General features: G+C 71.0%; 8 protein-coding genes. 1 reads left to right on the top strand and 7 read right to left on the bottom strand.

Annotated features, from left to right (window positions below):
• Window positions 1–15: 15 nt before the first annotated feature.
• The 5 genes from NQ160_RS14870 to NQ160_RS14890 all read right to left on the bottom strand — a co-directional run bounded on the left by NQ160_RS14870 (window position 16) and on the right by NQ160_RS14890 (window position 3,594).
• The gene (locus NQ160_RS14870) at window positions 16–225 is read right to left on the bottom strand and encodes a hypothetical protein (RefSeq protein WP_257515978.1); all 210 of its coding nucleotides are present in this window, start codon (window positions 223–225) and stop codon (window positions 16–18) included.
• A gap of 114 nt (window positions 226–339) precedes the next feature.
• On the bottom strand, window positions 340–960 hold the full coding sequence (locus NQ160_RS14875) for a hypothetical protein (protein ID WP_257515979.1): 621 nt from the start codon (window positions 958–960) through the stop codon (window positions 340–342).
• A 32-nt stretch (window positions 961–992) separates the two neighbouring features.
• Window positions 993–2,348, bottom strand: a complete 1,356-nt coding sequence (locus tag NQ160_RS14880) for an HNH endonuclease signature motif containing protein (RefSeq protein WP_257515980.1) — start codon at window positions 2,346–2,348, stop codon at window positions 993–995.
• A 192-nt stretch (window positions 2,349–2,540) separates the two neighbouring features.
• Window positions 2,541–3,251 carry a purine-nucleoside phosphorylase gene (gene deoD / locus NQ160_RS14885; protein WP_257514701.1) on the bottom strand — a complete coding sequence of 237 codons (711 nt, stop codon included), beginning with the start codon at window positions 3,249–3,251 and terminating at the stop codon, window positions 2,541–2,543.
• A gap of 103 nt (window positions 3,252–3,354) precedes the next feature.
• Complete coding sequence (locus NQ160_RS14890; protein ID WP_257515981.1) at window positions 3,355–3,594, bottom strand: hypothetical protein; 240 nt, start codon at window positions 3,592–3,594, stop codon at window positions 3,355–3,357.
• Between the two features lie 208 nt (window positions 3,595–3,802).
• On the opposite strand from NQ160_RS14890, the gene NQ160_RS14895 reads away from it, so the two are divergent.
• Window positions 3,803–4,906: a saccharopine dehydrogenase family protein gene (locus NQ160_RS14895; RefSeq protein WP_257515982.1), complete on the top strand. Its 1,104-nt coding sequence runs from the start codon at window positions 3,803–3,805 to the stop codon at window positions 4,904–4,906.
• 8 nt (window positions 4,907–4,914) lie between these two features.
• Here NQ160_RS14895 and NQ160_RS14900 read toward each other — a convergent pair whose 3' ends face one another.
• Both NQ160_RS14900 and NQ160_RS14905 read right to left on the bottom strand, forming a co-directional pair.
• Window positions 4,915–5,658, bottom strand: coding sequence for a formylglycine-generating enzyme family protein (locus NQ160_RS14900; protein WP_257515983.1), 744 nt, complete (start codon window positions 5,656–5,658; stop codon window positions 4,915–4,917).
• A 50-nt stretch (window positions 5,659–5,708) separates the two neighbouring features.
• Complete coding sequence (locus NQ160_RS14905; RefSeq protein ID WP_257514706.1) at window positions 5,709–5,969, bottom strand: DUF6458 family protein; 261 nt, start codon at window positions 5,967–5,969, stop codon at window positions 5,709–5,711.
• Window positions 5,970–6,187 lie beyond the last annotated feature (218 nt).

The following is a 6,187-nucleotide window of genomic DNA, read 5'->3' on the forward strand; positions in this document are numbered from 1 at the left end:
CGACCCTTCATGCCGTCACTTCCGGCCGCTCGTCGCACGCTCGTTGCCGTGCTTGTAGTTGCCGGTGACCCGGGCCATCAGCTGCTGGGGATCCGACCGCTGGACGTCGTCAAGGAATCTGCGGGCAGCCGACTTTCGGAGCGTCGTCGCGAGCCGGCCGTTATGCCGGATCACAACCTGGTCGCCGCGCACCGTGAACTCGAAACCGCTCGGTCTCCCCGCCATGGCACAAGCATGCACCACGGAAACCTCGATCTCGCGCCTTTGCTGACCGATCCGGCCACCGTACTGGCGGTGGGCGTCGACGCGCCGACGCGGCCCACTCCCCTGCCGGCTCGGTCAGTCCCCCGCGCTCGGGGGCAGCACATCCCGCTCCACGCGCACGGAGACGACGTCCAGTCGAGGATCGTTGTGCAGCTGTCGGAAGAGGGGTGGCTCGGCAGCCACGATGAGCGAGTCCGGATACAGGCGGGTGCCCCAGGCGAGCCGCCCCGCGGCATCCCATGCGAACTCGGGCACCCGTCGACCCGCTACGACGTCCGAGGCGCGGAGGTCGTCTTCGAAGTACTCGCTGCCGAACACGCGACGCGGCGTGCCGGTGCGGGCGGCTTCGCCGTAGCCGGTCCAGCGAAGGCATCGGAGCCTCATGTCACCGATCACACCGCGTAACGCAGCAGCGGTTTCTTCATCGAGCTCCCCCATGCACGGGATCAGGTCGCGGACGGCGGGGTGCTCCGCGGCGATGCGGTCCGCGAGTTCGAACCAGCTGAGCGAAGCCGAGTGGTCCCCGAGCTCGGCGAAGCGGGACCACCGCACCGCATCGTCACCCTGCGGCCGGTGGAGATCGGTGAACGGCAGAAACAGCCTCAGCATCGGCAGTTCGCGGTGTGGTCGCGGAACGAACTCCCGCGCAGCGCTGGGCGGGCCCTCTCGTGTCAGACCCGTGACGTCGTCGTCCATGGTGCGAAGGTACCGCCTCGGGCGCGCGGACCTCAGAACGGCGGTGGGTCTTCGGCTGCGGCCAGGGCGGTGAATTCGAGGACGCGTCGTGGGATGTCGAGGTGGGTCCGCCCGGTGGGGCTGGTCCATTCCAGGATGCCGTGCGGTTTCTGGATCACGGTCCAGGCGCTGGCGTGTTTGAGGGTGTGGTGCCGGATGCAGAGGTTCGCGAGGTTGCACAACGCGGTGGGTCCGCCTCGCGCGTGGTCGAGGGTGTGGTCGTGGTCGCAGTAGTACACGGGTCTTCGGCATCCGGGGAACCGGCAGTGCTCGTCGCGGGCGTCGAGGTGCCTGCGCTGTGCGCGGTTGGGCCGGTAGGTGTCGACGTGCTGCACGGCGCCGGTGGTCGGTGAGGTGAACACCCGCTCCCAGAGGTCCGTGGTCGCGGCGAGGCGGCGGGCGGTGTCGGGGTCGATGGGTCCGTATCCGATGAGTTCGGCCGGTGCGGTGCCTTCGCCGGTGAGGGTGGCGGCGGGGATCACGATCTGCACGTGCGCGGTGATCGCCTGCCCCGCGGGGATGCTGCTCGAGGAGACGGGTGTGCTGGCGTGGCCGGTGAGCAGCAGGTCGGTGAGGACGTCCGCGCGGACCTGGTCGGTGGTGCGCGTGTCGGTCACCCCGGGATCATCGTCGGCGGGTCGCTCGACCGCTGGGTGCGCCGGGGCGGTCGAGGCAGAGCCGGTGTCGTCTCCCGTCTCTGCGGTCGCACCGTCGCTGTCCGTCGGCTTCTCGGGCGCCGCGGCGCGCTGGGCGGCAATCACCTCGCGGGCGTGCTGGGTGAGCCGGTCGTGGATCGCGTACGCCAACGCCGCCGGGAGCACCGCGGCAAGTTCCGCCATCCCGTCCTCGAGATCCCGCACCCACACCCGCCGCCCGGCGACAGCCTCGGCGTGGCGCTCGGCGAGGGGTACGGGGTGCAGGTTCTGCGCGATCATCGCGATGATCGGCTTCGCCCGCCCCGGCGTCTCCCGCTCGCAGACGACCAGGGCGGCCTGTTCGAACCGGGCGCGCGCGTCGGGGTCGGTGATGCGGACCCCGGCATCCTGAATGATCCGCACGTGCGCCGTGTCGATGGCCCCCACCCGCAACGCCGCCACCGTCGCCGCGAACCCGGTCACCAGGACGGTCGCGTCATGCAGGCGGTCCTGGATCACACGGTCCGACCGGCGCAACACCGTGGCGACGTCGGCGGCCATCTCCCGCAACGGCATCTCCCGCTCCCGGCCCGCGCTGGACGGCACCCGGGCGGTCTGCTCGGCGGCGATCGCATCCGCCCGGGCCAGCAATCCGAGTTCCTCGGCCTGCAACGCCGCGATCCGCGCCCGGATGAGCTCCAAGTCCCGCAGCACCGCACCACGCGACCGCATATCGCGTCTCCTGGGGGTTGCCGGTCGGGTGCTCATACCCACAATTCTGCCGAGGGCCACCCACATTGGACGGCGCTAAAACCCAGGCCAACGCGGGTTTGTGGATAACTTCTCTCGGCATCCGCCTGTGGAGGAAACGCCGACGACCCGAGCCCCGAGCCGCCCCGCCAACCCTCAGCTCGTAGCCGCCCGCAGGGCGATGCGGATCATGTCGCCGAACGTCTGCTCACGCTCGTGGGCCGTCGTCTCCGCGCCGGTGACGAGATGGTCAGAGACCGTGCAGATGCTCAGCGCGCGCCGTCCGTAGTACGCGGCAAGGGTGTACAGGCCGCTCGTCTCCATCTCCACGCCGAGAACGCCGTGGCGCACCAGCGGCTCTGTCAGCTCTGCACGTGTCGTGTAGAACTGATCGCTCGAGAAGAGAGGGCCGACGTGCACGGCGGATGCCGGCGGCTCCGCCTCGCTCGCAGCGACGGCGGCCCGCAGCAGACCGAAGTCCGCGACGGGGGCGTAGTCGAGTCCGTGGAAGCGCACCCGATTGATCGCCGAATCGGTGCTGGCTCCGTTGGCGATGATGATGTCGCGCAGCGCGACCCGCTCGGTGAGCGCTCCGCACGACCCCACGCGCACGATCGTCTCCACACCGTAGGACTCCATCAGCTCGTTGGCGTAGATCGCCATCGACGGCTGCCCCATCCCCGAACCCTGTACCGAGACGCGACGCCCTTCCCACGTGCCGGTGAAGCCGAGCATGCCGCGGGTCTGCGAGTACAGCTCGGCACCGTCGAGAAAGGTCTCGGCGATCCACTTCGCCCGCAGCGGGTCTCCGGGAAACAGCATGATGGGGGCGATCTGGCCGGGTTCGGCCGCGATGTGGGTGCTCATCCGCTCACCGTAGCGAGTCGACCTGGACGCCCCGGCAGAGCCGCGAATGCCACACGAGCCCGTGCGCCGACCCGCAAGGACGTGTCGCGATCGCCCCGCCGGGTCAGGGCAGGTGGTCGGGGTTCAGCGGCGGCAGGCCGCGCGCGGCGGCTTCCCTGTCGTTCGCCGACCACACGTATGCCACGACAGCGAACAGCGCCGCGGGGAAGACAGCGGCCACGACGAATACGGTGAGCCCCACCAGCGCGCCCTGACTGTTGCCGATGCCGACGGCGGTGCTCCCCAGCCCCGTGAAGACAAGCACCACGATGAACAGCAGGCGCCTGCGATGGTCCCGGTTCATCGGCATCCCCTCGTCGCCACAGTCCCGACCTTCGCCACGCTACGCGGGTGCTGCGGTGTAGCGCGACCCGTCCGGGGACCTCAGCGCGGATGCCACCACAGCCCCGATCCGCGGCCGACGCTGGACTTCACCGACCGGAGCGGGCACGATTCCCGGAGGGCCGGACTCACGACGCCGTCGTCTCGTGAGCCGCAGCCGAGGAGGATCGATGTCGTCCAAGATCGTGGTTCTGGGAGCGACGGGATACACCGGGGCGCTCATCGTCGAGGCGCTGGTGCGCCGCGGCGAGCAGCCACTGCTCGCAGGCCGCGATGCCGGGAAGCTGTCGGCGCTGTCGGAGCGGCATGCAGACCTTCCGACGCAGACGGTGGATGCGACCGACGCCGCCGACGTGACGAGGCTGCTCGAACCCGGCGACGTGCTGATCACGACGGTCGGCCCTTTCGAGCGCCTCGGCTGGGCAGCCGCGGAGGCCGCCGTCGACGCCGGCGCGCACTACATCGACACCACCGGCGAGGTCGGGTTCGTGCGCGAGCTGCAGCGCCGCCACGATGAGCGGGCGCGTGCCGCCGGCATCGCGATGCTGCCGGCGTTCGGCTACGACTACGTCCCCGGCATGCTGGCCGGCGCGCTGGCCCTGGAACGAGCCGGCGTCGCGGCGACCGCGGTGCGCATCGGCTACTTCGCGACCGGATCGATGCGCGACGGCATCAGCCGCGGCACGCGGGCCACGATGGCCGAGGGCATGCTGCTGCCCACGGTGGTGCGCCGCGACGGACGCCTGAGGGAAGTGCGCACCGGCAGTCGCACGCAGCCTTTCCAGGTGCGCGGTGACGAGCGCACCGGCATCCTCGTCTCAGGAACCGAGGCGCTGTTCCTCCCCGTGCACTACCCCGGGGTGCAGACGGTGGAGGACTACAACGGCTGGTTCTCGGGCATGGCGCGCGTCATGCCGGTGGCTTCGCGCGTGCTCGGTGCTGTCGCCGCCATTCCCGGCGGGCGCCCGCTGATCGAGCGCCTCACCTCCGCGGACGACGACGCCTCCCCCGGGCCCGACGAGCAGGAGCGCGCGCGCACCCGCAGTCACGTCGTCGCGGTCGCTGCGGACCAGAACGACGCCACAGTGGCCGAAGTGCATCTGGAGGGGCCGAGCGCCTACAGCCTGACCGCGGAGCTCATGGCCAAGGCGGCGGAGTCGCTGCTGGACGGGCGCGTGAACGCCGCCGGGGTGACCGGCCCCCTGCAGGCCTACGGCCTGTCGGGCCTCGAGAGCCTGTGCTGCGACGTGGGATTGGCGGAGCTCCCCCGCTGACGCAGTGCCTACCGCCGCGGCGTCCACCCCGGCGGCAGCGGCTCGTCCGTCAGCGCGCGCTCACGGTCTGCGGCGGCCGACCAGCCCTGCGCGGCATCCACCGCGTCGAACCCGCCGCGCGCGAGCCGCAGACCGACGTCGTCGTGGTGCATGCGCGGGGCGCCGCCCCGGCGCGTCGAAGCGCGCACGCTCCATGCGTCGTCGGCGAACCCGCCGCCGCGGAAGACCCGGTAGTCGCCGTAGCGGGCGGGGTCGAGCAGATCCCAGCACCACTCCCAGACGTTGCCGAGGGTGTCGAACAGGCCGTTGAGGTTCGGCAGCTTGCCGCCGACGTTCTGCGGGGTCGTGCAGCCGTCGGCCGCGGTCCACGCGACCTCCGCCAGCGGCCCGTAGTGGGGCCCGGTCGAGCCGGCGCGGCAGGCGAACTCCCACTCCGCCTCGGTAGGCAGGCGGTAGCCGTCACTGTCGACGTGCCACGTCACGTCCTCGCCCTCGAACGTGTAGGCGGGGTCGAGGCCCTCCCACTCGGATGCCGCATTGCACAGCCGCACCGCGCGCAGCCAGCTCACATCGGTTGCGGGGCGCCGCGGGTGGGGCGCCTGCTCCCCCAGCAGCTCGGCGACCTGTTCGCGGGTGACCGGGTACACCCCGATCTCGAACGGCTCGAGATGCACCTTCCACCGCCGCTCCCGCCGGGCGTCGTGGAGCATGACGGTGCCCCCGGCGATCCGTGCCATTTCGATGTCGCCCACAGGGGCACTCTAACGGCGGTCGCGCGGGGGCACCGGTCGTGCTGGCCGGGTCAGAGGACCTCGTCGCCCGAGGTCGTCGTCGACCGGCGCGTGACGCGCTCGCCGCCGGCGGGGTCGACCGCCGTGCGCGACACGGTCTCGGTCGAGCGGCGACGCGCGAGCAGCACGATGCCGATGAGCAACACCAGCGCACCGGCGCCCATCAGGATGTAGCCGATCATGTCGAGGTTGACGAAGTCGATCTCGACGTTGACGGCGAAGACGAGGATCGCTCCGATGGCGAAGAGCGCGATTCCGGCTCCGATGCTCATGGCAGTTCCTTTCGGGTCAGGTGACTTCCGAATACTGGCCGAGGCGCTGCGGGAGCAAGGACCACTTGACACCGGCACCGGTGGTGTGCCCTGCCGGGACCGAGCGCTAGCGTTGCGTTCATGGCACGCGTGATCTTCTACACGGCGACGACGCTCGACGGGTACCTCGCCGACGCGTCCGATTCCCTCGACTGGCTCTTCGCCGTCCCCGGCGGCGA

Source organism: Microbacterium sp. zg.Y909 (assembly GCF_024626565.1).

What these genes read in the sequence shown, in the direction of transcription:
- NQ160_RS14870 (WP_257515978.1), bottom strand. Translation starts at nt 225, where the DNA reads ATGGCGGGGAGACCGAGCGGTTTCGAGTTCACGGTGCGCGGCGACCAG.
- deoD (WP_257514701.1), bottom strand. Translation starts at nt 3,251, where the DNA reads ATGAGCACCCACATCGCGGCCGAACCCGGCCAGATCGCCCCCATCATG.
- NQ160_RS14905 (WP_257514706.1), bottom strand. Translation starts at nt 5,969, where the DNA reads ATGAGCATCGGAGCCGGAATCGCGCTCTTCGCCATCGGAGCGATCCTC.
- NQ160_RS14890 (WP_257515981.1), bottom strand. Translation starts at nt 3,594, where the DNA reads ATGAACCGGGACCATCGCAGGCGCCTGCTGTTCATCGTGGTGCTTGTC.
- NQ160_RS14875 (WP_257515979.1), bottom strand. Translation starts at nt 960, where the DNA reads ATGGACGACGACGTCACGGGTCTGACACGAGAGGGCCCGCCCAGCGCT.
- NQ160_RS14895 (WP_257515982.1), top strand. Translation starts at nt 3,803, where the DNA reads ATGTCGTCCAAGATCGTGGTTCTGGGAGCGACGGGATACACCGGGGCG.